The following is a 1,008-nucleotide window of genomic DNA, read 5'->3' as shown; positions in this document are numbered from 1 at the left end:
GCGGGACGTGGAGTGGCACGGGGACTTAGCTATTCCCAGCCCGAACAGCACCACGGCCACGGAGGTCCCGTGACTTCGCGCTCGACGCCAGGTCTGACCTGGTTCAACTCCGCAGTGGACGCCGATGTGCGTACCGCGCTCCACGAGGTGTGCGCCGCCCGGAGCTGGGGGAGCGCCCTGCTCGCCCGGCGCCCGTACGACAGCGTCGACGCTCTCTTCGCCGCGAGTGACGAGGCCACAGCGGCCCTGACCGACGACGGGCTGGCCGAGGCCATGGCCGGGCACCCACCCATCGGCCGCCCGAAGCCCGGCGACCCGACCTCCGCCCGCGAACAGCGGGGCATGGCGGGCGCCGACGAGGAGCTGAAGGCCGAAATGCTCGCACTGAACCTGGCCTACCAGGACAAGTTCGGGCATGTCTTTCTCATCTGTGCCACCGGCAGAAGTGCCGAGGAGATGAGGGACGCCGTTCGTCACCGGATCGACAACACTCCGCAACAGGAGCGGGAGATCGTGCGGCAGGAGCTGGCGAAGATCAACCGGCTCCGGCTCACCCGCCTCGCGGAGGAAGGGGCCCCTACACCATGAGCGACGCGACGAGCACATCGGTGTCCACGCACATCCTGGACACCAGCCGCGGCCGCCCGGCCGCCGGGGTCGGTGTACGGCTGTCCGTGCGCCAGGGTGACGAGCAGGCCGCATGGGTCGCGCACGGGGCGTCGAAGACCGACGCCGACGGGCGCTGCAAGGACTTTCCGGCCCTGCCGGAAGGCACCACCCACGTTCAGCTGTGGTTCGAGACGGAGCCGTACTTCCTCGACGGGCACGGCTCCACCGAGCACGGCTCGGACCAGCACGACGTGGCAGAGCACAGTTCGAATCCGCGCAGCCAGCGCGAAGCCGCGGAACAGCAGGACGCCCCCCGCGTAAGGGACAGCGCACCAGGCAGCTTCTTTCCCGAGGTGACCATTGTCTTCGCGGTGCACCCGGGCGAGCACTACCACGTGC

General features: G+C 69.5%; 2 protein-coding genes. Both read left to right on the top strand.

The features are described from left to right. Positions 1–69: 69 nt before the first annotated feature. A complete protein-coding gene (gene uraD, locus ACFXIV_RS48415; protein ID WP_379421603.1) occupies positions 70–588 on the top strand; it encodes a 2-oxo-4-hydroxy-4-carboxy-5-ureidoimidazoline decarboxylase in 519 nt (172 codons plus the stop codon). Next, the coding region (locus ACFXIV_RS48410) for a hydroxyisourate hydrolase (protein WP_379421602.1) at positions 585–1,008 on the top strand (424 nt) is incomplete at its 3' end. The genes uraD and ACFXIV_RS48410, both read left to right, overlap by 4 nt.

It is taken from the genome of Nocardia sp. NPDC059236 (assembly GCF_042754085.1).
In the GTDB taxonomy this organism is placed as follows: Bacteria; Actinomycetota; Actinomycetes; order Mycobacteriales; family Mycobacteriaceae; genus Nocardia.
Note: the sequence above shows the minus strand (reverse complement) of the source record. Positions and strands in the feature narration are given on the sequence as shown.